This is a genomic window from Streptomyces sp. NPDC048257, from assembly GCF_043201855.1.
In the GTDB taxonomy this organism is placed as follows: Bacteria; Actinomycetota; Actinomycetes; order Streptomycetales; family Streptomycetaceae; genus Streptomyces.
In genome coordinates this window covers 164,476-188,520 of sequence record NZ_JBICZI010000005.1, presented here as the reverse complement: position 1 = coordinate 188,520, position 24,045 = coordinate 164,476, and the positions used below count along the sequence as shown (strand labels likewise).

Here is a 24,045-nt window from a genome sequence, read left to right as displayed (position 1 = left end):
TGTCAATTCAGCCGAGAACCTGGGGGCTTGACGTGAGCAAAGGTCCAAACACCCGCTTGAACGACCTGTTCGGCCTGGCCGGCTGGTCGAAGGGCGAACTGGCGAGGATGGTGAACCGGCAGGCGGCGGCCATGGGCCACCCCCAGCTGGCCACCGACACCTCGCGGGTGCGGCGCTGGATCGACATGGGGGAGGCCCCCCGCGAACCGGTGCCCACGGTACTGGCAGCACTGTTCACCGAGCGGCTCGGTCGTGTCGTGACCATCGAGGACCTCGGGTTCGTACGGCAGCGGCGCACCTCCAGACGGCAGCCGGACGGGGCTCGTGAGAACCCCGACGGAATGCCGTGGGCGCCCGAACGCACAGCCGCGGTCCTCACCGAATTCACGGGAATGGACCTCATGCTCAACCGTCGCGGTCTGATGGGCGCGGGAGCGGTGCTCACCGCCGGCTCCGCCCTCAGCAATGCCATGTACGACTGGCTGCACACCGACCCCGCCCTGGCCAAGGGGGCCCGGAACTTCGGGGAGTCCTTCCAGGCCGATCCAGCGGGCTACGACCGCTACGAGGCCGCCCCGATCGGGTCCCAGGAGATCGAGGCCCTGGAGCGCTCCGTCGACGTGTTCCGCGCCTGGGACGCCTCCAGGGGTGGCGGACTCCAGCGCAAGGCCGTCGTCGGCCAGCTCAACGAGGTGGGCGGGATGCTCGCCTACCACCACCCCGACCACCTCCAGCGGCGGCTCTGGGGGGTGGCGGCCAACCTGGCGGTCCTCGCCGGCTGGATGTCCCACGACGTGGGACTCGAGCCCACGGCGCAGAAGTACTTCGTCATCGCCGCGCACGCGGCCCGCGAGGGCGGAGACCGCCCGCGCGCGGGCGAGGCACTGTCCCGCGCCGCCCGCCAGATGGTCCACCTCGGCAAGCCGAACGAGGCGCTGGACCTGATGAAGCTCGCCCAGTCCGGTTCGGGCGAGCAGACCCTGCCGCGGACGCGCGCCATGCTGCACACCATCGAGGCCTGGGCCCAGGCCGCCATGGGCAAGGGCCAGGCCATGCGCCGCACCCTGGGCGAGGCCGAGGAGCTGTTCGTCTCCGACAAGGGTGACGTGCCGCCGCCGAGTTGGATGCAGCACTTCGACGAGGCGGACCTGCACGGCATGCAGGCCCTCGCCTACCGGACCCTGGCGGACCACGACGCCGCGGCGGCGCCGGTCGCCGCGCGCCACGCCAAGGAGGCCCTGCGGCTGCGCGGCGAGGGCTACCAGCGCTCGCAGATCTTCGACTACATCTCCATGGCCTCGGCCTGCTTCATCGCCGACGAGCCGGAGCAGGCCGACCGGTACGCGCGCCTCGCCCTGGTGTCGATGAACGAGACCTCCTCGCACCGGACCTGGGACCGGCTGCGCGAGATGTACCGGCTCACCGCCCAGTACTCCGGGTACGCGCGCATCGAGGACCTCCGCCAGGAGATCAAGCTGGCCCTGCCCGACACCCCGGCGGCGCGCGGCCCGCGCGGTACGGGGGTGTAGTCCCACGCCGGCCCGCGCACGCCCGGTACGGAGCCTTGTCATACGGGGCCCGGAGCCTTGTCCGGAGACGAGAAAGGCCGCGCCTTCCGGCGCGGCCCCGAAGCCCGTACAACCGGCGCCCGTTACCCGCCGACCCGGGCGACGAGCACGCAGGCGTCGTCCTCCCGCTCGCTCTCCCCGAACTCCTCGATCACGATCCGTACGCAGTCCTGCGCCGACCGCGCCGCCGCGAACCGGGGCGCGAGCGCCAGCAACCGCTCGGTCCCGTCCGCCCGGCTGAACTCGATGCTGCGCGGGGTGAGTCCGTCCGTGTGCAGGATCAGCAGATCGCCCACCTCGAGGCGTTCCTCGGCCTGTCCGTACGAGGCTCCGGAGGTCGCGCCCAGCAGGACGCCCTCCGGCGGGAGCAGGGAGCGTCCCGACCCGCGGCGGAACAGCAACGGAGCCGGGTGGCCCGCCTGCGCCCAGGAGAGGACCTGGCGCGCGGGATCGTAGCGGCAGCAGACGGCCGACCCGAGCGCGGGCTGTACGGAGGTCTCCAGGAGCTGGTTGAGCCAGCCCATCAGCGGACCCGGCTCGATCCCGGCCATGGCCATGCCGCGCAGGGCGCCCAGCATCATCGCCATTCCGGAGGTGGCGCTGACCCCGTGTCCGGTCAGGTCGCCGACCGTCAGCATCGAGCGCCCGTCGGGCAGTTCGAGTGCGTCGTACCAGTCGCCCCCGATCAGTGCGCTGGTCGCGGAGGGCAGGTAGTGCGCGGCCACGTCCAGCGTGCCCGCGCTGCCGTACGGGAACCGCAGGGAGCCGCGCCACGGGGGGAGCACGGCTTCCTGCAGCTCGACCGCCAGCCGGTGCTCGGTCTGCGCGATCTCCCGCTGGCGCTGCAGCGAGTCACGGGACTCGCGCACCGCACGCTGGCTCCGGCGCAGTTCGCTCACGTCCCGCATGACAGCCCACATCGAGGCCGTGCAGCCGTCGGAGTCGATGACCGGCTCGCCCCTCATGTGCAAGGTCCGGACCCGGCCGTCGGCCCGGACGATGCGGAACTCGCCGTCGATCGCCTTGCCGTCCACCAGGCAGGCGGTGACCCACGAGGTGAGGAGCGGCTGGTCCTCGGAGAACAGGGTCGAGCCCAGTTCGTCGAGGGGGAGCGCGCCGGACTCGGGCGAGCGGCCGAAGATCTGGAACAGCTCGTCGGACCAATTGACCTCGTCGGTCAGCAGGTTCCACTCGGCGCTGCCGACGCGGGTCTGGGCCTCGGGCCCGGCCTCGGGCGCCGCCTGCGGGTACTCGACGGTCTCGGGCGCCGGCGGCAGGCCCTCCTTGAGCTGGCCGAGGTGCTCGCGGAGGTCGTCGAGGTGGTGGACGGCGAGATCGCACAGTGCGCGCTGCCAGCGGCCCTGGGCGTCGTCGTCGTCCACGACGGTGTCGCGGCGGACCGCGTCCACTTCTCCCCGCAGTCGCCGGGTCTGCGAGATCAGCGCGTCCACCGACCCTGGCTCGGGCGGTTGCGCGGGACGGTCCGCGAACAGGTGGGACGGCATGAGAACTCCGATACAGGCGCGGCACGGCCAAGTCTGAAGGAAGGACCGGTAACGACTGTTGCACAGGGCGCGACGGCGTGTAAGGCGTTTGGCAACATCCGCTACGTCCTTGCTTCTGGTATATGCCGCAGGCCTTCCGGGCGGCCCGGCACGTGCGAACGAATCCGGTCAGGCCCACTCCGGGCAGCGGACCGGCACCCGCCGGTGGAGGTGGCGGCGCGCTGCGAACTGCGGTCGGAATTCGGCCATCCGGCGCCCGGGTATCGATCGTACGGTCGAGGTGTACGAGCCCCGCCCGCGGCGGGAATCGCGTGAGGAACGGATCAAGGCGGCCCCTCGCGCTACCCCCGAACGAGTGATGACGCCGATAGGTCCCGGCGGGATCGGGGCTTCCCACCACGTCACGCGGTCGCTACCCTACGTGCCGGTAACAATCGGGGGTGGTCTGCACGGGCGGGCCCGCGCAGCGTGGGGACACTTGACGAACATGACCGGGCCGAACGACGCCGCGGGGGACGACCGGGCCACGGGGCACGACCAGGTCACGGGGCACGACCGGGCCACGGGCCGGAGCCGCCGTTCCTTCCTCACCCACCTGGTGGCCGCGCCGACCCTGGCCCTGGTCACCCGGGCCGGAATCGACGCGCTGGCCCCGCAGCCCGCCCACGCCGTGGTGCCGTCCCTGCCCGCCATCGCCGACGTGATCGACCTCGGTGACCTGTTCATCCTGGCCGGCGCTCCCACCTCCGCCCTGCTGGCGCTCGCCGTCGGGGCGGACGGAGCCATCCGCTTCCGGCTGCCGCGCGAGGAGGTCGGCCAGGGCCTCACCACCGCGGTGGCCATGCTGGTCGCGGAGGAGCTCGACGCGCCACTGGCCGACGTACGCGTGGAGTTGGACGACGCCCGGCCCGAACTGCTCTTCAACCAGCTCACCGGATCCTCCAACTCCATCCGCTCCCTCTACGGGCCGGTCCGCCAGTGCGCCGCCACCGCCCGGGCCCGCCTCGTCGCGGCCGCCGCCCACCGCTGGAGCCTGTCCCCGGCGTCACTGACCACCGCGAACGGCGCCGTCCGCGCCCCGGACGGCCGCACCGCCGACTACGGGGACCTCGCCGTGGCCGCCGCGGACCCCGGCCTCGTCGTCCTCGGCGCCACGCCCAAGAAGACGGCCCGGCACACCCTCGTGGGCCGGCCGACCGGCCGCGTCGACGCCCGCGCCATGGTCACCGGCGCCCTGCAGTACACCCTCGACCTCGACGTGCCCGGTGCCAAGCCCTGCGTGGTGCGCCGCCCGCCCACCCTCGGCGGCTCGGTCCGCACCGTCACCAACCTCGCCGCCGTCCGGGCCATGCCCGGCGTCCTGCACGTGGTGACCGTCCCGACCGGGGTCGCCGTCGTCGCCGAGACCTTCGGACAGGCCATCGACGCCAAGTCCGCCCTCCAGGTCACCTGGGGCCCCGGCCCCGCCGACGGGCTGTCCGACGCGCAGGTCCGCGCGAAACTGCGCGCCGCCATCCCGCCGTTGTTGGTCCCGCCGCTGCTGACCCCGTACGTGGACGCCGAGTTCGACTTCGCCTTCGTCAGCCACGCCCCGATGGAGACCAACTCCGCCATCGCCGACGTGCGCGAGGACCGGGCCGAGATCTGGTCCGGCCTCAAGTCCCCGATCGTGGCCCGCGAGACCATCGCCGCCGACCTCGGCCTGCCCCTGTCCCAGGTCGAAGTGCACGTGGTCCAGGCCGGCGGCTCCTTCGGCCGGCGGCTCTTCTTCGACGCGGCCCTGGAGGCCGCCCGGATCTCCAAGGCCTGCCGCCGCCCGGTCCGGCTGATGTGGACCCGGGTGGACGACACCCGCCACGGCCGGATGCGCCCCGCGACCCACCACAGGATCCGCGCCACCCACCTCCTGGGCGAGGTGCTCAGCTTCGAGCACCGCGTGGCCGCTGCCGAGACCGACTTCCGGCACGGGCTCGGTGAGATCATCACCGCCACCGCGGCCACGCTGCCGCTCGGCATCGGCAACGCGACCCTCGCCCAGACCCTCTTCCTGACCACGGTGAAGTCCCCGTACCACTTCGGACTCACCACCCAGGCGCTCACCGAGGTGCCCACCGGCATCCCCACCGGTTCCTGGCGTTCGGTGTACTCCGCCAACACGCGCGGAGCAGAGGAGATCGTGGTCGACGAACTCGCCGCCCGGACGGGCCGGGACCCGTACGCCTTCCGGCGCACCTTCCTGAAGACCGACGCCCAGCGCGCCGTACTCGACAAGGTGGCGAAGGAGGGGAACTGGGGGCGGCCGATGGAGGCCGGCCGCGCGCAGGGCATCGCCTTCCACGAGGAGTACAAGTCCCGCACCGCGTGCCTGGTGGAGATCGACACCCGCGACCCGGAACACGTCCGCGTCACCAAGGCGGTCATCGCCGTGGACGTGGGCCTCCCGGTCAACCCGCGCGGACTGGAGGCCCAGATGATCGGCGGCCTCACCGACGCGATCTCCACCACCCTGCGCGCCGGGCTGCACCTCGAGAAGGGACTTCCGCTGGAGGGCAGCTACAGCCAGTTCCACTGGGCACGGCAGCGCGACACCCCGCGTGACGTCCGGGTCTTCGTGCTGCCGGCCACCGGCGAGGAGCCCGGCGGCGCGGGCGAGCTCGGCGTGCCCGCGGCGGTCGGCGCGATCGCCAACGCCTGGGCCCGGGCCACCGGTTCCAAGCCCCGCAGCTTCCCCCTCGACTTCGACGTCGACTTCACCCCCTACCCCCGATAGCCCGGATCCAGGAGTCCCCCGTGCCCTCGCACACCTTCACCGTCAACGGGCGGAGCGTCACCGTGGAGGCGCCCGACGACCTGCCCCTGCTCTGGGTGCTCCGCGACATGCTGGGAGTCCGCGGCCCCAAGTACGGCTGCGGGGTGGACGTCTGCAAGGCCTGCACCAGCCACCTGGACGGCGCCGACATCCGCCCCTGCGTGGTGCCCGTGTCCGCGTGCGCGGGCAGGACGGTGACCACCATCGAGGGCCTGGCGAACGGGGACGACCTGCACCCCGTGCAGGAGGCCTGGCTCGAACAGGACGTCTCCCAGTGCGGCTTCTGCCAGCCCGGCCAGATCATGGCCGCCGTCGCGCTGCTGAAGCGGACGAGCGAACCCACGGACGAGGACATCGACGCCATCGCCAACATCTGCCGCTGCGGGACCTACTTCCGCATCCGGGAGGCCATCCGCAGCGCGGCGCGCAGGATGTGAACGGCGGCCGGATCCCGGGGCCTTCCCCCGTGCCCGATCGCATCGAAGCCGCCGGGACCCTGCCGCTCGTCGCCCAACCTATGCGCTGGACGGGACGTTCGCAGGGTTCGCCGTGCCCAGTGACGGGGCGAGACGGGTATCACAGCGCACAGTGTGCGGCGGGTGGTTGAATGCCGCCGTGTCCCGGTCCGACGACGTACTCAAGGTCCACCGGCTCGCCCACGCCGGGGGATCGGCCGCGCTGCTGGAGTGGCTCGTCTCCCACCTCGGGGGATGGGTCGGAGTGGTGGATGCCGACGGGGAACACGCCCAGGAGCACGCACACGCCCCCGAGGCCGCGGTGCGCGGCGCCGCCGAGCTGGGCGCCCGCGGCGTACGGTCGGCGGTCCTGCACGGCGCCGGCTCCGCGACCCTGCTGTTCGCGCTGGACGGCCGGCGCGCACTGGCCGCCGTACTGGAGCAGCCGCACCACCCCGACGCGCCCGCACTGCTCGCGGACGCCGCCGTGCCACTGGCCCTCGTCCTGCGCGCCGAGGAGGCCGTACGACGGGAGGAACGGGTCCGGCGCGCCGAGGCGCGGGTCCGCGAGGCGGTCCTCCACCTGCTGATGAACGGCGGGCTCTCCGCCGCCCACCAGATCGCCGGGACGCTGGGTCCCTCGCTGCCCGACCCGATGCGGATGTACGTCGTCGAATGCCCGACCGGCCGGCGCGGCGAAGTGGCCCGACTGTGCCGGGAGCTGACGGGCGGCCGCGCCTGGATCGTGCGCTGCCCGGTCTACGTACGCCACCTCATCGTGCTCGTCCCGGCCGACCCCGCCGTGGTGTCCGACGGCGGCGACCCCCTGGCCGGGGCCCTGGTGGAGGTGGCCCCGGACTGCGCGGTCGGGGTCAGCGGGCAGATGCAGCTGCGCGAGGCCCCCGCCGCCTACACCCAGGCCTTCCACGCACTGGCCGTCGCCCGGGGCCGGGATGACCGCAACGCCCGGTTCGGGCCCGGCCCCGAGCTGGCGCTCGCCGCGCACGAGGCGGGCGCCCGCTGGGCCGAGGCCCTGCTCGCGCCCCTGCACGCCTACGAGCCCCGGCGGCCCCAGGATCCCGACGGGCGGGAACTGCGCGCCACGGCCCACGCCTGGCTCAACTTCACCTCGCACGCCACCCGGCTGCTGAAGATCCACCGCAACACCCTGGCCGCCCGGATCCGCCTGGTCGAGACGCTGCTCGGCCTGGACCTGGCACGGCTGGCGGACCAGGCGGCGCTCTCACTGGCCCTGCGGCTGACCCCGGGGGAGCGGCGGGGGGAGGGCGCGACCGCGATCGCGCCGGCCGCCCCCGAGCTCGACGAGGTGCTGCGCGATCCGCGCCTGACCGACTGGGCCCGTACCCACCTGGGCGCACTGAGCGGACCGCAGGCCCCGCCGGGAGCCCGCGACACGGTCCGCGCCTGGCTCGCGCACGGCGCCCAACTCGTCCCGGCGGCCGCCGCGCTGGGCGTCTCCGTCCCCGGTGCCCGCAAGCGGCTGACCCGTATCGAGGCGCTGCTGGAGCGCTCCCTGCTGCAGTCCCCGAGCGCTCGGTACGACCTGTGGCTGGCGCACCGGGCGGAGGAGCTCGCCGGGTGACACAAGCCCCAAAAGGGCTGATAGATGAAATAGATGAACGATCATGCCCAAATGAGGCGTATCAATGCGAAACGCATGCTGGTCGGCGAACCCCTCGACACCGCCCGCCTGGGCGAGACCCTCCTCCCCAAGAGGCTCGCCCTGCCGATCTTCTGCAGTGACCCGCTCTCCTCCGTGGCCTACGCCACCGAGGAGATCCTGCTGATCCTCGCCCTCGGCGGCGTCGCGCTGCTGCACCTGACCTGGTACGCGGCCGCCGCGATCGTCTTCCTGATGGTCGTCGTCATCGCCTCCTACCGGCAGACCTGCCACGCCTACCCGGGTGGGGGCGGTGCGTACGTCGTCAGCTCCGAGAACCTCGGACAGACCGCCGCGCTCACCGCCGCCAGCGCCCTGCTCGTCGACTACGTGATGACCGTCGCCGTCTCCGTCGTCTCGGGCGTCTCCGCCATCACCTCGGCCATCCCCTCGCTGAACGACCACGAAGTGGCCCTGTCCGTTGCCTTCGTGGTGCTGCTGACCCTGATGAACCTGCGCGGCGTACGGGAGTCGGGCCGCATCTTCGCCATCCCCACCTACGGCTTCGTCCTCGTCATCTACCTGATGTTCGCCGTCGCCGCCGTACGGCTCGGCACCGGCGACACCATCCGCGCCGAGTCCGCCGACCTCCCGATCACCGCGGTCGGTACGTACACCGGGCTCGCCCTGGTGTTCCTCGCGATGCGCGCCTTCGCCTCCGGATGCACCGCCCTCACCGGCGTCGAGGCGATCAGCAACGGCGTCCCCGCCTTCCGCAAGCCCAAGGCCAGGAACGCGGCGACCACGCTCGCCGCGATGGGCGTGCTCTCCGTGACCATGTTCGCCGGCATCACCGCCCTCGCCATGTCGTACCAGGTGCACGTCGCGGCCGACCCCACCGAACTGGGCCTGCCCCCGGGCACCGCGACCTCCACCGCCCTCGCCCAGATCGGCCGCGCCACCTTCGGCAGCTGGCACTTCCTCTTCTACCTGCTCCAGGCCGTCACCGCGGGCGTGCTGATCCTCGCCGCGAACACGGCCTTCAACGGCTTCCCGATGCTCGCCTCGATCCTGGCCAGGGACCGGTACGCGCCCCGCCAGCTCGCCAATCGCGGCGACCGGCTCGTCTACTCCAACGGGGTCGTACTCCTCGCCCTCGCCGCCATCGCCCTCATCGTGGCCTTCGACGCCGAACTGACCCGCCTCATCCAGCTCTACATCATCGGCGTCTTCGTCTCCTTCACCCTCTCCCAGTCGGGCATGGTCCGGCACTGGCGGAAGGAACTCGCCTCACCCGCCACCCCGCGCGAGGAGCGGGTCCACATCCACCGCAGGCTCGGCATCAACGCGGTCGGCGCCACCCTCACCGCCCTGGTCCTGGTCATCGTCCTGCTCACCAAGTTCACCCACGGCGCCTGGCTGGTCGTCATCGCCATGCCGCTGCTCTTCCTCGGCATGAAAGGCGTGCGCCGCCACTACGACCAGGTCGCCCGGCAGGTCGCCATCGCCCCCGACGCCACGCCGCGCAGGCCCGCCCGCCACCACGTGGTGGTCCTGGTCGCCGCCGTACACGCCCCGACGCTCAAGGCCATCGGCTACGCGCAGGGGCTGCGCCCCGACACCTTGACGGCGCTCACCGTCGCCGCGGACGAGGGGGAGGCGGCCCGGCTGCGCGAGGCGTGGGCCGAGCACGACACCGGCCTCCCGCTGAAGATCCTGCACTCGCCCTACCGGGAGGTGATCGGCCCCGTCCTGACCCACGTCGAGGAACTGGCCGCCGACACCTCGACCGACATGCTGTCCGTGGTGATCCCCGAGTACGTGGTGGGCCACTGGTGGGAACAGCCCCTGCACAACCAGAACGCCCTGCGGCTGAAGGCGCGGCTGCTGTTCACGCCGGGCGTCGCGGTGATCGACGTGCCCTACCTGCTGGAGTCGGCGAAACGCGCGGATCCGGCGCGGCAGGACGGGTAGCCGCCTGCTCGGTGCCCCGCTGCAGCACCGCCGAGTGCGCCAGCGCCAGCTCCACCACGTGCCGCGGGTCGGACAGGGAGCGGCCGGTCAGCTGCTCCAGGCGGCGCAGCCGGTTGGAGACCGTGTTGCGGTGGCAGTACAGGCGCTGCGCGGCGTACGTGGTCGAGCCCTGACAGGCCAGCCAGGTGCCCAGCGTGGTCAGCAGTGTCCGCCGGTCCTCCGCGGGCAGCGCGAGCACCGGCCCCAGCACCACCTGGCGCAGACGGGCGGCGAGTTCGGCCTCGGCGGCGACCAGCGCCGCCGGCAGCCGCTCGTCCAGCAGGGCGGTGCGCGGTCCCTCGGAGTCGGGGGCGGTGCGCAGGGCGAGGGCGGCCAGCCGGTGCGCCCGGGCCAGCTCGGCCGGCGCCCCGACGACCGGGCTGACCCCCGCGCGCACCCCGAGCGGCGCGAGGAGCTCCCGTACGGACTCCAGCGGATGGTGGCCCAGCTCGATCAGGGCGATCTCCCCGTCGGCACGGATCCGCCACAGCACGCGCGGAGCGGAGGCGGCCCCGCCGGGGCCGGCGGGAGGGCCGGCAGGGGCGGGGGAGCCGTCGGAGGCCAGCACGACCACCGCGAAGCGGCCCCGCTCCGGCAGGCCCAGCTGCGCGGCGGCCGCTTCGGCCGCGGCAGCCGACGGGCCGTCAGTACCGTCAGTACCGTCAGTACCGTCAGTGCCGTCGAACAGGACGTCCAGCAGGGCCGACCGGCGCTCCCGGTCGCGGTCTCCGTGCGCGGCCTCCGTACGCCGGTAGGCCTCGCTCACGGCGTCCGTCATCTGGTCCAGTACGTCCCACAGTGCGGTCGCGCCCGGGAGCAGCCGGGGCAGCGCCGCCCGGTCGTGCGCGGTCACGGCCTCGGTGAGGCTCTGCCAGAGCAGCCGGCCGCCGCGGCGGTAGGTGCGCAGCAGGGAGGCGAGCGGCAGCCCCTGCCGGGCACGGAGCTCGCCGACGGCGCGGGCGTCGGCGAGCTCCACCGGCAGGCCGCGGGAGCTGCGGACCAGGCCCTCGACGGCCTGGCGGAGGTGGTGGTGGATCCGCTCGCGCAGCTCGGCCCGGCCCAGCAGGGCGGCGTAGACGGGGTCTTCGGTCAGCGTCCGGTCGGCGAGCCGGTCCGCCGCCACGGCGATCCGGCGGGACAGGTCCTCGCGTATCTCCTCGATGATCCGCTCCATGACGCGCAGCCTGACACGGGGGAGGGGGTGGTGGGGAGGGCCCGGACCGGCCGCGTCCGCTACCTTGTGCGAAGCACTGCACCTGCAGTGATCAACCCGATGTGCCCCACCCACACCCAGGGACCGCCCATGCGCCAGAACCCGCAGCGCCGCGCCGCGCTCCTCGACGCCGCCATCGAAGTCCTGGCGCGCGAGGGCTCGCGCGGTCTGACCCTGCGCGCGGTGGACGCCGAGGCGGGCGTGCCCACCGGCACCGCCTCGAACTACTTCGCCAACCGGTCCCAGCTGCTCGTGCAGATCCTGCACCGCACCCGGGAGCGGCTGGTCCCGGACCCGGCGGACCTCACCGGCCCGCTGGACACCGAGGTGCTGCTCAACGCGCTGCTGGACCGGATGCGGCGCGAGCGCAGTGTGCACATCGCGATGCTGGAGCTGCGGCTGGAGGGCACCCGGCGCCCCGAACTCCAGGCGGAGCTCGCCGGGTTCCAGGGCGCGGAGCTGGAGGCCAACATCGCCTGGCACCTGGAGGCGGGCCTGCCCGGGGACCGGCAGGGCGTGGCCCTGATCTACCTGGCGATGCTGGGTCTCATCGTGGACGACCTGACCGCTCCCGCGATGCTGGAGGCGCACTCGGTGCAGGGGCTCATTCGGACGATGGTCGAGCGCCTCCTCCCGGAGAAGCCCGCGGACTGACTATCGTGCCGGTGAACAAGCACCGGCGGGGTGGGGAAACCGTGGGGAGTGCGGACATGGCGGACATCGCAGAGGACTCGGCGGACGGGATCCGGTGGCTGGCCGACTGGGACCAGTGGTTCGCCGGTCTGACCTTCGCCCGGGGCATAGGCCCCGACGAACTCGCCGCACGGCTCGGCGCGCTGCCGGGCGTGCGCCCCGGACCGCTGGGTGCGCCGGCCGCCTGGAGCATGGTGACCGAGACCGTGGACGGCGACGGTGTGGCCCGGGTCGGCCGGTGGGGCGACTGGTCCTTCGCCGTCGAACACGGACTGCCGGCGGGGGCGGAACGCCTCGCCGAGGTCTCCCGGGCGGGTGTCGAGGCCGTCCACCTCGACCCGCAGCCCGACCACCCGCCCAAGCAGTTCGCGTACGCCCGCGACGGGGAGCTGATGTGCTGCTTCGGTCTCGGTGAGGAATGCTGGCGCGGCGGCCACCGGCCGGACTTCCTGCTTCCGGAGCTGATCGCGGCCGGGATCCTCAGTCCGGCCGGCGCGTGCGCCCGCCCGGCCGACGAGCCGGAGCAGGACCGCGACCGCCACACCCTGGCCGTCCTGGAGCGCCGTTTCGGACTGTTCCTGCCGCGCCATCTGATCGCGGACACCCCGCTGCCGGCGTACGTGACCTGTACGCGCTAGGGGGGTGTCTTGCCGTTCCGGGGCCGGGATGCGGTGATCTTATGCTCAGGTTTACGCGAGTCCGCTGGTTTTGCGCCCGGTGAGCGACTTTGATGGGTTTGCCAGGCCTCGTACCGAAGCAGGGGGACCAGTCATGGACACCGACCACAGTCAGAAGGACAGCACGCCCACCCTGATCGGTTCCGTGCAGCGCGCGCTGCGCCTCCTGGAAGCGATGTCCGCGGAGGGCGGGGCGACGGCCAAACGTCTCGCGCGGCTCACCGGAATCCCGTTGCCCACCGTTTACCACCTGTTGCGCACCCTCAGCCACGAGGGTTACGTGCAGCGCGAGGGAGGGGCGTTCCGTCTCGCGGACGATCTTCCGCTCGCGTCGTGATCAAATTCCGACGCGTTCCGGCCAAGCTCTCACGTCCTTCCTGGCACGTTCCAGCGGAAAATGCCAGAACGCCCTTTCGTACTGTGGAAGTTGAGTAAGTTCCCTCCTGTTGCGCCGTACGACCGTGCACCCAGCACGTCCGGCCGGGAGGGGAGCCCGCGTGCCCGGGATCGACGAATGCCTGCTCGAAGCCATGGCCCTGCCTGGTGCGCGGGGGGCCGCTCTGGTCGACTGGAGCAGCGGACTGGCCCTCGGCACCGCGGGGGAGTCGCCCGTGGGCGACCACGAGACCACCGCCGCCGAGACCGCCGAACTGGCCCGGGCGGCCGCCGAGTACGAGTCCTTCGCCCCCGCGGAGGCCGACCCGGCACACGGTGGCGGAGCCGTCCCCTCCGCCGGTTCGTCCGCCGGCTTACCGGCCGGCCCGCCCGTCGAGGACCTGATCGTCACCACCCGCACTGGATACCACGTACTGCGCTTCGTCGAGACGAGCTTCGACAGCAGCGTATTCCTGCACCTGTGGCTCGACCGCACGGAGGGCAACCTCGCCCTCGCGCGCCACAGGCTCCGCACCCTGGCAGAGGGGCTGGTGCTCAGATGACCACCCCGGCCACGGCGGCGAACGCCTTCGCCGCCGTCTCCCCCCTCCTCACCCGGCTCGCCGCGGAGCGCGCCACCGGCGCCCTGCTCCGCGACCGCGGCACCCTGTTCCTGGAGGACGGCCGCATCGTGCATGCGGAGAGCCCGGCCACCCCCGGCCTCGACGTACTGCTCACCACCGGCGGCGGCCTCGCCCCCGAGCGCTGGCGGGAGGCCGTGGACCGGGCCGGTGCCCGCCGCCAGGTCGCCCGCTTCCTCGTGGACAGCGGCGGGCTCGCCGGCGGGGAGCTGGAGATATGCCACCTCGCCGCCATCTTCGACGCCGCCTTCTTCGCACTCTCCCCGGGCAGCGGCCCCTCCCGGTTCCGCCGCGGGGCCACCCACTGGATCGGCTCCGTCCGCTCCGTCCCCGCCGCCGCCGTCGAGCGGGAGACCCGGCGCCGCCGGGACCTGCTCGACGCCGTCTGGCCCTACCCCCTGCTGGACACCTCCCCGGTGGTTCCCCGGGCGGCCGCGCCCGGCCAGACGATCACTGCCCGGCAGCGGACCCTGCTGGGCCGGGCCGACGGCCTGCGCACCCCGGCCGACCTCGCGTGGGTCCTGGGCCGGCCCGCCTTCCACACCCTGCTCGACGTACGGCGCCTCGCGGCGGCCGGACTGGTCGAGACCCCGCACACCCCCGCCCCGCCACCGGCCGTGGCGCCCCTGCCCGACTGGATGACCGAGGCCCAATCCCCGGACGTGGCGCTGCTCCGCCGGTTACGCGACGCACTGGAGGCAAGCCTGTGAGGCTCCCGCTGCGACCGGCCCTGCGCGCCGACCGCTCCGAGCGTAGGCAGCCCGAAAGGAGAAAGGCCGACATGAGTACGGTGCCCCCCGAGACGGAGGCCGAGATACTCGCCGAGCTCCGCAGGCTGCGGGCCCGGGTACCCCAGCTCACCGGCGCCCTCGCGGCGAGCGCGGACGGCTTCGTCCTGGCCCAGGACAGCGCCGCCGCCGAGGCCGAGTCCGTCGCGGCACTGACCGCCGCCGCCCTCGGGGTGGCCCAGCGGCTCAGCGACAGCACAGGCCAGGGCGCCTTCCGCGAACTGCTCGTGCGCGGCGAGGACGGCTACGTCGCCACCTACGCGGCGGGCATGGCGGCCGTCCTCACCCTGACCGCCGGGCCGCGCGTCAACGTCGGGCGACTCCACCTGGAGGCCCGGCGCTCCAGTCTCCGGATAGCCGAACTGATCGACCACACCCTCGGGCGACGGGGTCCCGGCGCCCCGCCCGGCTGATCCGCGGTCCGGCCGGCGGGAGGCCCCGGCCTGCCCCGGCCCGCCTGCACTGCCACAGCCAGCCACAGCCAGTCACATCCGAGTCACGTTCCAGTCAGTGAAACGAGAAAGAGGACCCTCTCATGGTCAATGTCGAGACCGCACTCAAGGAAGCCACCACCACCATCGAAGGCGCGATCGGTGCCGCCCTCGTCGACTACGGCAGTGGCATGGCCCTCGGCACGATCGGGGGCGGCAAGGACCTCGACCTCGCGGTCGCGGCGGCGGGCAACACGGACGTGGTGCGCGCCAAGGTCCGCACGATGGAGATGCTCGGCCTCAAGGACGAGATCGAGGACATCCTCATCACCCTCGGCAGCCAGTACCACCTGATCCGGCTGATGAAGAGCCGCGGTTCCACGGGCTTCTTCCTCTACCTGGCCCTCGACAAGAAGCGGGCCAACCTCGCGATGGCCCGTCATCAGCTGAAGAAGATCGAGTCCGAGCTGGAGGTCTGACCGGCCCACCGGGCCCGGTCGGACCGCGTCGAACCGCATCGTCGAAGTGGCGGACGGCTGAATTCTTTGCCGTCCGCCCTGGCGATCAGCTGGCTATGCCCCATATGGGTGGAGTTTATGACTCTGTTACAGAGTAAGATGCTGTGAGCAGCTGATCATCGATAAAGCATAAAACGCTGGAGAAACCGCCACCCATGCCCCCGCGCCTGAGCATCGTCGTCCCCGTCTACAACGTCGAGCTCTACCTCGACGAGTGCCTGGAATCCATTGCATCCCAGACTTTCGACGACTTCGAGGTCATCCTCGTGGACGACGGGTCCACGGACACCAGCGCCGTCATCGCGAAGGCGTTCGCCGCCCGGGACAAGCGCTTCCGGGTCGTGATGCAGGACAACGCCGGACTCGGTGCCGCCCGCAACGTGGGTGCCCGCCACGCCGACAAGGACAGCGAGTACCTGGCCTTCGTCGACAGTGACGACACGATGCCGGACTACGCCTACCAGCGGCTCATCGACGCGCTCGACGAGACGGGTTCGGACTTCGCGGGCGGCAATGTCAAGCGTTTCCGCTCCGTCGGCATGCAGCAGTCCTGGGGGCACCGGGCCGCCTTCGCCCGCACCCAGCTGAAGACCCACATCTCCAAGTTCCCGGCGCTGGTCACCGACCGCACCGCGTGGAACAAGGTCTACCGGCGCAGCTTCTGGGACCGGCACGGCTTCCAGTATCCGGAGGGCATCCTCTACGAGGACGCCCCGGTCAGCATCCCCGCGCACTACTTCGCCTCCAGCGTCGACATCATCAGCGACTGCGTCTACCACTGGCGGGTCCGCGAGACCGGCGAGCGCTCCATCACCCAGCGCTCCACCGACCCGGTCTCCCTCATCGACCGCGTGACCTCCGTCCGCCTGGTCCGCGAGGCCCTCAAGGCCAAGCAGGGCGCCAAGTACACCCGTTACCTGCGCGACTACGACTACAACGTGCTGAGCGAGGAACTCCCGCTCATCTACAAGTACGTCGGTGAGGGCGGCCCCGACTTCCGGGCCGCGTTCGTCAAGGAGGTCGGCGGCCTCGTCCGCGAGATCGGCACCGGACCCTGGTCCGACCTGACCGTCGCCGACCGCCTCAAGGCGTACCTCGCCGGCGAGGGCCGGGTCGAGGACTTCATCGCGCTCCAGCACCACCAGCGCGACTACAACTACAGCGTGCCGGTCAAGGGCCTCGCCCGCCCGCAGGCCGACTACCCCTTCCTGCAGGGCCGCCCGCCGGTTCCCGCCAAGATCCTCACCCTCGGCCCGCGCGAGCGCCGCGTCGTCAGCCGCCTGGAGCAGGCGGCCTGGGCCGACGGCAAGCTGCTGCTGCGCGGCTACGCCCTCCCCGGCCACCTCGGCGCGGAGAGCCGCCTCGGCTCCCGCAAGATGCTGGTCTTCCGCGAGGGGGGCAAGCGCCGCCGCTCCGTCGTCAGCACCCGTACCGTCGCCTCCCCGATGGCCACGGTGAAGTCCCCGCACCTCGCCCTGCGGCACGCCGACTGGGCCGGCTTCACCTCCGTCGTGGACCCCTCGATCTTCCAGTCGGGCGGCAAGTGGCGCGAGGGGATATGGACCACGTCCGTCGCCGTCACCGGAGCCGGCGGCCTGCACCGCGCCCGGCTGCGGGGCGGCGAGCACGACACCGGCCAGAACCCGCCGCCGCACTGGGTGGCCCCCGACGTCCGGATCGTCCCGGCCGTCTCCGGAGCCCTCACCATCCAGGTGGAGATCGCCCGCGCCCGCGCTCTGGACGTCCACCCCGCCGGTGACGACGCCGTCGAGATCACCGGTGAACTCTCCGCCGAGGCCGTCGGCGCCACCACGCTGCGGGCCGTCCACGTCACCACCGGCACCGTCCTGCAGTTCCCGCTGGAGAGCACCGCGTCCGGCGCCGGACGGACCCCGTTCACCGCCCGCGTACCGCTGGCCGAGCTGGCCGCCGTACCGGACGCCGTGTGCGAGCCCGGCGAGTGGGCCCCCGAGCCCTGGGGCCTCTCCGTCATCGGCGCCGACGGCACCGAGCACCGCCTGGTCCACGACGAGCGCAGCGGATTCGACGGCCTGGTCCTGCCCCTGCCCGGCGGGGACGCGGACCGCTCCCTCTTCGCCAAGCGCGGCAACACCGGACACCTGACCCTCTCCGTGCAGCCCTCCCCGCCGCTGGTCGACGAGGTCACCGCCGAGGACGGCACCCTCACCCTGCGCGGCCGCTTCGTCGCCCCGGTCGACGAGCCGTACGAGCTCGTCCTGCACAACGCGTACGGCGTGGAGTTCAGCTACCCCGTCGCCCGCGACGGCGACGCCTTCGAGGCCACGTTCGAGCCCGTGCTGCCCGAGGCCTACGCCGGCCGCACCACGCTCCCCGAGGGCCGCTGGTGGCCCACGCTGCGCCCGGCCGCCCTGGGCGGAACCACCGCCGGACTGCTCGGCGTCGACCGCGGCGCCCCCGTACAGATGGGCCCCGGGCTCCTCTTCTCCGGGCCGCACGCCTTCACCGTGCACGGCCGCCGGATGCGGGTCGAGACCCGCTTCCACGACCGCACGGTGCTGGTCGCCGACCCGCTGATCAGCCCGCACGACCGCTCCCACTACGCGCAGCGCGTCGCCCGCTTCGAGACCTACCCGGCGCAACGCGCCCTGCCGGTCAAGGACATCGTCGTCTACGACACCTTCCAGGGGCAGAGCACCGGCGACTCGCCGCGCGCCATCCACGAGGAACTCGTGCGCCGCGGCGAGAAGCTGGAGCACATCTGGCTGGTCCGCGACGGCCGCGCCGAGGTACCGGCGACCGCCCGCGCCGTGCAGTACGGCAGCGTGGAGTCGTGGGAGGTGCTGGCCCGCGCCCGCTACTTCGTGACCAACGACAACGTGCCGCGGCGTTTCCAGCGCCGCACCGGCCAGGTCGTCGTCCAGACGTGGCACGGCACGCCGATCAAGCAGATCGGCCACGACTTCGTGCACGACTACTACACGAGCCCGGAGATCCTGGAGGGGCTGGCGCACGACAGCGCCCAGTGGTCCCTGCTGGCCTCCCCGAGCTCCTACGCCACGCCCGTCCTCAAGCGCGCCCTCGGCTACGACGGCGAGGTCATCGAGGCCGGCAGCCCGCGTACGGACGCGCTGGTGCGGCCCGACGCGCAGCGGGTCGCGGAGGTCCGGCGGCGGCTCGGTCTGCCCGAGGGCAAGAAGGTCGTCCTCTACATGCCCACGTGGCGGGAGAACTGCGAGGGCTGGTCGGGCGGCTACAAGCTCGACCTGCGGATCGACCTGGACCAGGCCCGTCGCGAGCTCGGCGAGGACCACGTCCTGCTGATCCGCGGCCACCACCACGTGACGGAGCAGGTCCGCGACGGCGTCCGCGACGGTTTCGTCGTCGACGTCTCCCGCTGGCCCGACGCGGCCGACCTGCTGCTGGTCGCCGACGTGCTGATCTCGGACTACTCCTCCGCGATCTTCGACTTCGCGCACACCGACCGGCCGATCCTGCTCTTCACGTACGACCTGGCGCACTACCGCGGCACGCTGCGCGGCTTCAACTTCGACCTGGAGGCGAAGGCGCCGGGACCGCTGCTGGCGGACTCGGCGAGCCTGATCGAGGCCGTGCGCAACGCGGACGCGGTCGGGGCGGAGTACGCCGAGGCGCGGGCGGCGTTCCGCGCGGAGTTCTGCGACCTGGACGACGGCAGCGCCACCGAGCGCGTCGTCGAGCGGATGCTCGCAATGGGTGCGGCGCCCGCGCAGTAGCGGCCGCGCCCGTTGAGCCGTACGGGCGAACCTCCGGCTGAACACGGACCGGCCCCGGACCCACCGATGAGTTTCGGGTCCGGGGCCGGTCTGTATGTGAGGGACGGTGTCCGCCGTCCCCCACCGGCCTGGAGGCAGAGATGAGCGGCAACGGATTCACCACGTGTCTGTGGTTCGACGGCACCGCGGAAGCGGCCGCCGACTACTACCTGTCCGTCTTCAAGGACGGCAGGCTCGGCCGGATCGGCCGGTACAACGACGCGGGCCCGGGCCCGGCCGACTCGGTGATGGTCGTGGAGTTCGAGATCAACGGCCAGAAGTTCATCGGCCTCAACGGCGGCCCGCAGTTCACCTTCAGCGAGGCGATCTCCTTCCAGATCCACTGCGCCGACGACGCGGAGGCGGACTACTACTGGAATGCCCTGAGCGGGGACGGCGGCGAGGAGGGCGTCTGCGGCTGGCTCAAGGACAAGTTCGGCGTGTCCTGGCAGGTCATCCCGGCGGGCGCCATCGACCTGATCGCCGACCCGGACCCGGGCCGGGCCTCCCGGGCCACCGCCGCGATGATGGGGATGAAAAAGCTGGACGTGGCGGAGATGCGCCGGGCGGCCGACGCCGGGTAGCGGCGCGGGCCCGGCGCCCGGGCCGGGAGGCAGGCCCGGGCGCCGGGCCCGGACGCGGGCCGGCGCCCCCTAAGGTGCGGCGATCCTGGCCAGCAGGGCCGGCAGGGCGGTGCCGATCGGCTCGCGGACGATCTCGTCGGCGAGCGGGTCGTACGGGGTCTCCTCCGCGTTCACGATGATCAGCCGGGCCCCGGCCTCCGCGGCCATCCCGGCCAGTGACGCCGCCGGCTGCACCTGCAGGGTCGACCCGACGGCGATGAAGATCCGGCACCCCTTGGCCACCGCGACCGCCTGCCCCAGCACCTCCGGGTCGAGCCGCTGCCCGAACATCACCGTGGCCGACTTCAGGATCCCGCCGCATACCAGGCAGGCGGGATCCGGCTCCCCGGCAGCCACCCGGGCCAGCGCCTCCTCCATGCCCGACCGGGCGTGACAGGCCGTGCACACCACCGAGCGGGCACTGCCGTGCAGCTCGAACACCTTGCGGTCGGGCATCCCCGCGAGCTGGTGCAGCCCGTCCACGTTCTGGGTGATCACCCGCACCGGGGTGTCACCGCGCTCCAGCTCCGCGACGGCCAGGTGCGCGGCGTTCGGCCGCGCTCCGAGAGCGCCGATCTCGGAGCGCATCCGCCAGGAGCGGCGCCGGATCTCCGGATCGGCCATGTAGTACGAGTAGGTCACCAGCTTCTCGGCGTCGGGCTCCCGCCGCCACAGGCCCTGGGGCCCCCGGTAGTCCGGAATCCCGGAATCGGTGGACATCCCGGCCCCGCTGAACACTGCGACAAGTGGCTTCCCCATGCATCGACCCTACGTACCGGCGCGGGCCGCCCGCGAGCCCATTTCCGTGCACCGGCCGGAGGGAGGCGGCAGCGGGCGGGGCAGGAGGTGGAAGGGTCGTTTCTGCGGTGAATCCCGACCCCCCGCAGGAGTGAGATCCGGGCCCCGCCCTCCCGATCCGGCGGCCCGGCGGGTACAAGACCGGACATGATGCTCAATCCGTACCGTCTCGGTGCCCTGCTGCTGACCCTGCTCGCGCTGCCGGTCATGCCGTCCGCCCCGGCCCTCGCGGCGCCCGCCGCGGCAGTGAAGGGGCACACCGCCGCCCAGATCGAGGACTTCCTCACCGGCTTCTACGGGGACCACGGTCCCTCGGTGCAGGACCGGGAGGACTACGTATCGCAGATCCTCAAGGAGAGACAGCAGGTCAATGAGGAGGTCGACGTCCTGCTCTGCGCCCAGAACGAGCCGCAGGACATCAGCATCGGCCCGGTCACCGTCGCGAAGACCGCTTCGGTGGGCTGGGCCACCGTGACCACCCACTGGGCCTCCGGGGACACGGACACCTTCACGGCGTACGTACGCCTCGACTCCCAGCCCATCCGGCTCGACGACGTGATCTGCGCGGGCTGAGATCCGTAGGGTGGGCGGATGTCCACGACCGCGGCGACCACCACCGTCCTCTACTGCTCCGACCCGCTGAACGAGCGCCGGGCCGACGCCCACTTCGCGGCGGAGGCCCGGCAGTTGCGCGCCGCCGAGGGCACGGTCGTGCTCCTCGACCACGACGCGCTGCTGGCCGGGGACACCGAACGGGCGGTGGCGCGGGTGCCCGGCGGGGCCGGAGCCGTCTGGTACCGGGGGTGGATGATCCCCGTGGACCGGTACGCCGAACTGGACGCGGCCCTGCGCCGGCGTGGCGGCGCCCTCGCCGTCACTCCGGACGCGTACCGCCGGGCGCACGAACTCCCCGGCTGGTACGAGACCTTCGCGGGCCTGACCCCGGTCAGCGGCTGGCTGCCGACGGCGCCGGGCGTGGTCCCGGACCCGGAGGTTCTCGCGGCCCTCGCGGCGGGCCTGCCGCCGGGAGCCGCCATCGTCAAGGACTACGTGAAGTCCCGCAAGCACGAATGGGACGAGGCTTGCTACGTGCCCGACCTCGCCGACGCGGCCGCCCTGCACCGCGTCGTCGCCCGTTTCGTCGCACTGCAGGGCGGGTTCCTGGCGGGCGGGGTGGTGCTGAGGGCCTTCGAGCACTTCGTCGCGCAGCGGGCGGCGGCCGCGGAGGTACGGGTGTGGTGGCGGGACGGTGCGCCCCGCCTGGTCACCGCTCACCCCGACAGCCCGGTCGCCGAGGTTCCGGCACCGGACCTCGAACCGGTCCGGGCGGCCGTCGAGGCGCTGGGCTGCCCCTTCGTGACCACCGACCTCGCCCTGCGCGCGGACGGGGTCTGGCGGGTCGTCGAAGTCGGCGACGGACAGGTCAGCGACCTCCACCGGGAGGCCGATCAGGCCGCGTTCATCGGCCTCTTGACGGCCGATCAGGCCCCCCTGCGCACGCCGTCCCCATCTGGTACAACACCGGCATGACGGGATTCGAGATCACCGGTGCGAGCGCCGCCGACATGCAGCTGATCCGTGACTGGGCCGACGAGGAGGGCTGGAACCCGGGGGACTCGGACCGGTTCGCCTTCGCGGTTGCCGACCCGGAGGGCTTCCTCGTCGGGCGGCTGGACGGCGATCCGGTGGCCTGCATCTCCGCCGTGCGCTACGGCGCCGGTTTCGGCTTCATCGGCTTCTACATCGCCCGGCCGGCCGTCCGCGGCCAGGGGTACGGCATCCGGCTGTGGCACGCGGGGATGGAACGGCTCGACGGGCGGCTCGTCGGTCTGGACGGAGTCGTCGACCAGCAGGGCAACTACCGGAAATCCGGTTTCCGTTGGGCCTGGAACAACTTCCGCTACGAAGGCGCCCCGCAAGGGGAGGACGGCGCCGGGGTCGAGATCGTGGACGCGGGCACCCTGCCCTTCGGCCTGCTCGCCGCCTACGACCGGCGGTTCTTTCCCGCATCACGCGACGCCTTCCTGTCCGCCTGGACCGGGCTGCCCGGCCGGACGGCGCTGGCCGCCGTCCGGGACGGCCGCATCGAGGGCCTCGGTGTGATCCGCCCGTCCAGTGCCGCCCACCGCATCGGCCCTCTCTACGCGGCCACCCCGGCAGTGGCGGAGGCCCTGCTGCGGAGGCTGGCCCGGCACGCACCCGACGGCCTGGTGTCCGTGGACGTACCGGACGCCAACCCGTCGGCCGCCGCACTGTTCGAGGACCTCGGGCTGGCGCCGACGTTCGAGACCGCCCGGATGTACACGGGCTCGGCCCCGGAGCTCGCCCTGAACGAGCTGTTCGGGGTGACCAGCCTCGAACTGGGCTGAAACACAGGGTGGTTGGGGTGGGTCGGCTCTAGACTGCGCGTGGCCCGAACGTCGCCACGCTGTTCCGGGGGGAACGCCATGTCGTACTTGCTGCTGCTCGTCGCCGCCGTGCTCAGCATCCTGGGCCTGATCAACGACAGTGACGGCCTCACCACCGCGGGCTGGGTGGTCTGGGGCGTCGGCATCCTCTTCCTCCTGCTCCGATGGCGGCGCGGCCGCCGCAGGTTCGCCTCGCTGGAACACGCCGAGACCGCGGCGGCCGCCGGGAACACCCACGCGATGCGGGCCCTCGCGATGCGGCAGAAACTGCTGGACGACTTCACCGAGGCCGAACGGCTGCTGCGCGCGGCGGTCGAACTGGGGGACGTGGAGGCGATGTGGGAGATGGGACGGCTCGTCGAGCAGCGGGACGGCCTGGCGGCTTCCGAGCCGTGGTTCCGGATGGCGGCGGAGCGCGGGCACTTCTTCGCCAAGCGGTTCTTCCGGCCCGGACACGCGCTCAACATGGACGGCGGCAACCCCCTGTGAGCCGGACGGCGGTCGCACGGCGCCGCCCGGCCCACCGCTTCACGCGGGGTCAGATGCCGAACAGCGAGCCGGTGGTGTTCCGCAGGCCGCACGGGTTGGCGAAGGTGTACGAGTAGCTGAGCCGACGGCCCTGCCACACCCCGACGGCCGTCACCGTCATCGGATTCCACTCCCTGGTACAGACGGCGCCGGCGGCCGGTGCCGCGAGCGGGTCGAGCTGCGAGCCGTGCGTGCGTAACTCGCGGCACGCGGCGGCCGGGTTCGGGTGCGTCCCGCCCGGCGTCGGCGAGCAGACGAGCGTGACCGCGCGCAACACCGTGCCCGCGTCGGCATCGGGCCCGGCCGTCACACTGAGCACCAGCGCGGACGGCGCGTACAGGCTCGCCGTGCCGGTCGGTGCGGCGCCGGCCGTGCCCGGCCAGGCCAGTGCGGTGAGCGCGGTGAGCGCCATGGCGGCGGAACCGAGCCCGAGACCCTTTGCGATGGACCGCATTGCGAACACTCCCTTGGGTTGGTGTTTCGGATAGCGGACAGAGTCTTGCCGAGCCGGAGCGTGAACGCCCGTTCGTACCCCCATTTCCCGTCACCGATCGTGTACGAATGACTGCAGACCGCAGCGGCGTGCGCGAGCTGACCTGTGCGGGAGC

At 72.6% G+C, this 24,045-nt stretch carries 21 protein-coding genes and 1 pseudogene; 18 read left to right on the top strand and 4 right to left on the bottom strand.

Annotated features, from left to right (window positions below):
• Positions 1–32: 32 nt before the first annotated feature.
• A complete protein-coding gene (locus ACGFZK_RS14040) occupies positions 33–1,529 on the top strand; it encodes a hypothetical protein (protein ID WP_393849112.1) in 1,497 nt (498 codons plus the stop codon).
• 122 nt (positions 1,530–1,651) lie between these two features.
• Here the strand turns inward: ACGFZK_RS14040 and ACGFZK_RS14035 are convergent, their stop codons facing one another.
• The gene (locus tag ACGFZK_RS14035) at positions 1,652–3,073 is read right to left on the bottom strand and encodes a PP2C family protein-serine/threonine phosphatase (RefSeq protein ID WP_393849111.1); all 1,422 of its coding nucleotides are present in this window, start codon (positions 3,071–3,073) and stop codon (positions 1,652–1,654) included.
• Positions 3,074–3,560: 487 nt separating this feature from the next.
• On the opposite strand from ACGFZK_RS14035, the gene ACGFZK_RS14030 reads away from it, so the two are divergent.
• The 4 genes from ACGFZK_RS14030 (at position 3,561) to ACGFZK_RS14015 (ending at position 9,932) form a co-directional block, all read left to right on the top strand.
• On the top strand, positions 3,561–5,843 hold the full coding sequence (locus tag ACGFZK_RS14030; protein ID WP_393849110.1) for a molybdopterin cofactor-binding domain-containing protein: 2,283 nt from the start codon (positions 3,561–3,563) through the stop codon (positions 5,841–5,843).
• Between the two features lie 20 nt (positions 5,844–5,863).
• Complete coding sequence (locus ACGFZK_RS14025) at positions 5,864–6,319, top strand: (2Fe-2S)-binding protein (RefSeq protein ID WP_393849109.1); 456 nt, start codon at positions 5,864–5,866, stop codon at positions 6,317–6,319.
• A 178-nt stretch (positions 6,320–6,497) separates the two neighbouring features.
• Entirely contained in the window at positions 6,498–7,940 is a 1,443-nt protein-coding gene (locus ACGFZK_RS14020) for a helix-turn-helix domain-containing protein (protein ID WP_393849108.1), read from the top strand.
• Between the two features lie 51 nt (positions 7,941–7,991).
• Positions 7,992–9,932, top strand: coding sequence for an APC family permease (locus tag ACGFZK_RS14015; protein WP_393849107.1), 1,941 nt, complete (start codon positions 7,992–7,994; stop codon positions 9,930–9,932).
• On the opposite strand, the gene ACGFZK_RS14010 is transcribed toward ACGFZK_RS14015, so the two are convergent.
• Positions 9,850–11,145, bottom strand: a complete 1,296-nt coding sequence (locus ACGFZK_RS14010; protein WP_393849106.1) for a helix-turn-helix domain-containing protein — start codon at positions 11,143–11,145, stop codon at positions 9,850–9,852. The genes ACGFZK_RS14015 and ACGFZK_RS14010 overlap by 83 nt on opposite strands.
• Positions 11,146–11,274: 129 nt before the next feature.
• On the opposite strand from ACGFZK_RS14010, the gene ACGFZK_RS14005 reads away from it, so the two are divergent.
• From ACGFZK_RS14005 to ACGFZK_RS13965, 9 genes and pseudogenes are all read left to right on the top strand, one after another.
• Entirely contained in the window at positions 11,275–11,838 is a 564-nt protein-coding gene (locus ACGFZK_RS14005) for a TetR/AcrR family transcriptional regulator (protein ID WP_393849105.1), read from the top strand.
• A gap of 56 nt (positions 11,839–11,894) precedes the next feature.
• Positions 11,895–12,515: a DUF6461 domain-containing protein gene (locus ACGFZK_RS14000; protein ID WP_393849104.1), complete on the top strand. Its 621-nt coding sequence runs from the start codon at positions 11,895–11,897 to the stop codon at positions 12,513–12,515.
• Positions 12,516–12,648: 133 nt separating this feature from the next.
• Positions 12,649–12,870 (top strand): annotated as a pseudogene (locus tag ACGFZK_RS13995) (helix-turn-helix domain-containing protein); the annotation flags it as partial.
• Between the two features lie 181 nt (positions 12,871–13,051).
• Positions 13,052–13,492 (top strand): hypothetical protein, encoded by a 441-nt coding sequence (locus ACGFZK_RS13990; RefSeq protein WP_393849103.1) that lies wholly within the window; start codon positions 13,052–13,054, stop codon positions 13,490–13,492.
• Positions 13,489–14,280, top strand: a complete 792-nt coding sequence (locus tag ACGFZK_RS13985) for a transcriptional regulator (RefSeq protein ID WP_393849102.1) — start codon at positions 13,489–13,491, stop codon at positions 14,278–14,280. Before ACGFZK_RS13990 ends, ACGFZK_RS13985 begins: the two co-directional genes overlap by 4 nt.
• A 71-nt stretch (positions 14,281–14,351) precedes the next feature.
• Positions 14,352–14,771, top strand: coding sequence for a roadblock/LC7 domain-containing protein (locus ACGFZK_RS13980; protein ID WP_393849101.1), 420 nt, complete (start codon positions 14,352–14,354; stop codon positions 14,769–14,771).
• A gap of 122 nt (positions 14,772–14,893) precedes the next feature.
• Positions 14,894–15,268, top strand: a complete 375-nt coding sequence (locus ACGFZK_RS13975; protein WP_393849100.1) for a hypothetical protein — start codon at positions 14,894–14,896, stop codon at positions 15,266–15,268.
• Positions 15,269–15,462: 194 nt separating this feature from the next.
• Positions 15,463–19,041, top strand: coding sequence for a CDP-glycerol glycerophosphotransferase family protein (locus tag ACGFZK_RS13970; protein ID WP_393849099.1), 3,579 nt, complete (start codon positions 15,463–15,465; stop codon positions 19,039–19,041).
• A 140-nt stretch (positions 19,042–19,181) separates the two neighbouring features.
• Positions 19,182–19,664, top strand: coding sequence for a VOC family protein (locus ACGFZK_RS13965; RefSeq protein WP_393849098.1), 483 nt, complete (start codon positions 19,182–19,184; stop codon positions 19,662–19,664).
• A 69-nt stretch (positions 19,665–19,733) separates the two neighbouring features.
• Here ACGFZK_RS13965 and ACGFZK_RS13960 read toward each other — a convergent pair whose 3' ends face one another.
• Entirely contained in the window at positions 19,734–20,462 is a 729-nt protein-coding gene (locus ACGFZK_RS13960; RefSeq protein WP_393849097.1) for an NAD-dependent deacetylase, read from the bottom strand.
• A 186-nt stretch (positions 20,463–20,648) separates the two neighbouring features.
• Between ACGFZK_RS13960 and ACGFZK_RS13955 the strand changes: the two genes are divergently transcribed.
• The 4 genes from ACGFZK_RS13955 to ACGFZK_RS13940 all read left to right on the top strand — a co-directional run bounded on the left by ACGFZK_RS13955 (position 20,649) and on the right by ACGFZK_RS13940 (position 23,398).
• Positions 20,649–21,074, top strand: a complete 426-nt coding sequence (locus ACGFZK_RS13955) for a hypothetical protein (protein WP_393849096.1) — start codon at positions 20,649–20,651, stop codon at positions 21,072–21,074.
• An 18-nt stretch (positions 21,075–21,092) separates the two neighbouring features.
• Positions 21,093–22,031: an ATP-grasp domain-containing protein gene (locus ACGFZK_RS13950; RefSeq protein WP_393849095.1), complete on the top strand. Its 939-nt coding sequence runs from the start codon at positions 21,093–21,095 to the stop codon at positions 22,029–22,031.
• Positions 22,028–22,870, top strand: a complete 843-nt coding sequence (locus ACGFZK_RS13945) for a GNAT family N-acetyltransferase (protein WP_393849094.1) — start codon at positions 22,028–22,030, stop codon at positions 22,868–22,870. The genes ACGFZK_RS13950 and ACGFZK_RS13945 overlap by 4 nt, the downstream gene beginning before the upstream one ends.
• Before the next feature lie 78 nt (positions 22,871–22,948).
• Entirely contained in the window at positions 22,949–23,398 is a 450-nt protein-coding gene (locus ACGFZK_RS13940) for a sel1 repeat family protein (protein WP_393849093.1), read from the top strand.
• A gap of 49 nt (positions 23,399–23,447) precedes the next feature.
• On the opposite strand, the gene ACGFZK_RS13935 is transcribed toward ACGFZK_RS13940, so the two are convergent.
• Positions 23,448–23,891, bottom strand: a complete 444-nt coding sequence (locus ACGFZK_RS13935; RefSeq protein ID WP_393849092.1) for a subtilase-type protease inhibitor — start codon at positions 23,889–23,891, stop codon at positions 23,448–23,450.
• Between the last annotated feature and the right edge of the window lie 154 nt (positions 23,892–24,045).

Excerpts from the sequence above, each read along its gene's own strand:
- ACGFZK_RS14035 (WP_393849111.1), bottom strand. The coding sequence starts at position 3,073 with ATGCCGTCCCACCTGTTCGCGGACCGTCCCGCGCAACCGCCCGAGCCA.
- ACGFZK_RS14030 (WP_393849110.1), top strand. The coding sequence starts at position 3,561 with ATGACCGGGCCGAACGACGCCGCGGGGGACGACCGGGCCACGGGGCAC.
- ACGFZK_RS14015 (WP_393849107.1), top strand. The coding sequence starts at position 7,992 with ATGAGGCGTATCAATGCGAAACGCATGCTGGTCGGCGAACCCCTCGAC.
- ACGFZK_RS14010 (WP_393849106.1), bottom strand. The coding sequence starts at position 11,145 with ATGGAGCGGATCATCGAGGAGATACGCGAGGACCTGTCCCGCCGGATC.
- ACGFZK_RS14005 (WP_393849105.1), top strand. The coding sequence starts at position 11,275 with ATGCGCCAGAACCCGCAGCGCCGCGCCGCGCTCCTCGACGCCGCCATC.
- ACGFZK_RS14000 (WP_393849104.1), top strand. The coding sequence starts at position 11,895 with ATGGCGGACATCGCAGAGGACTCGGCGGACGGGATCCGGTGGCTGGCC.
- ACGFZK_RS13985 (WP_393849102.1), top strand. The coding sequence starts at position 13,489 with ATGACCACCCCGGCCACGGCGGCGAACGCCTTCGCCGCCGTCTCCCCC.
- ACGFZK_RS13980 (WP_393849101.1), top strand. The coding sequence starts at position 14,352 with ATGAGTACGGTGCCCCCCGAGACGGAGGCCGAGATACTCGCCGAGCTC.
- ACGFZK_RS13975 (WP_393849100.1), top strand. The coding sequence starts at position 14,894 with ATGGTCAATGTCGAGACCGCACTCAAGGAAGCCACCACCACCATCGAA.
- ACGFZK_RS13970 (WP_393849099.1), top strand. The coding sequence starts at position 15,463 with ATGCCCCCGCGCCTGAGCATCGTCGTCCCCGTCTACAACGTCGAGCTC.
- ACGFZK_RS13965 (WP_393849098.1), top strand. The coding sequence starts at position 19,182 with ATGAGCGGCAACGGATTCACCACGTGTCTGTGGTTCGACGGCACCGCG.
- ACGFZK_RS13960 (WP_393849097.1), bottom strand. The coding sequence starts at position 20,462 with ATGGGGAAGCCACTTGTCGCAGTGTTCAGCGGGGCCGGGATGTCCACC.
- ACGFZK_RS13955 (WP_393849096.1), top strand. The coding sequence starts at position 20,649 with ATGATGCTCAATCCGTACCGTCTCGGTGCCCTGCTGCTGACCCTGCTC.
- ACGFZK_RS13950 (WP_393849095.1), top strand. The coding sequence starts at position 21,093 with ATGTCCACGACCGCGGCGACCACCACCGTCCTCTACTGCTCCGACCCG.
- ACGFZK_RS13945 (WP_393849094.1), top strand. The coding sequence starts at position 22,028 with ATGACGGGATTCGAGATCACCGGTGCGAGCGCCGCCGACATGCAGCTG.
- ACGFZK_RS13940 (WP_393849093.1), top strand. The coding sequence starts at position 22,949 with ATGTCGTACTTGCTGCTGCTCGTCGCCGCCGTGCTCAGCATCCTGGGC.
- ACGFZK_RS13935 (WP_393849092.1), bottom strand. The coding sequence starts at position 23,891 with ATGCGGTCCATCGCAAAGGGTCTCGGGCTCGGTTCCGCCGCCATGGCG.